Annotated in this window: 1 protein-coding gene; it reads left to right on the forward strand. The window is 36.8% G+C overall.

Features of this window, described 5'->3' with window-relative positions; genetic code table 11:
• Positions 1-234: hypothetical protein (locus Q4548_RS17060; RefSeq protein WP_303457294.1), on the forward strand; the 234-nt coding region annotated here is incomplete at both ends.

The following is a 234-nucleotide window of genomic DNA, read 5'->3' on the forward strand; positions in this document are numbered from 1 at the left end:
CAGTGGTCATTTGCCTAACGTTGCTTTGCTAGGAGGTGCTGCTTGGTACAATGACACTGAGGCTACAGTAATTATGGAGCATTTTGTATTGAGAAAACAATTTGAACACCATGATCTGAACGCAGGTTTTGATTTTGGTTATTCCAATACAGACCACAACACTTCAAGTATTTTTGTATTAGCAACCTATGAAAACAATCCAAGAAATTTATACGTTACTGTAGAAAAACCTGT

This window comes from Wenyingzhuangia sp. 2_MG-2023 (assembly GCF_030548295.1).
GTDB lineage: Bacteria > Bacteroidota > Bacteroidia > Flavobacteriales > Flavobacteriaceae > Wenyingzhuangia.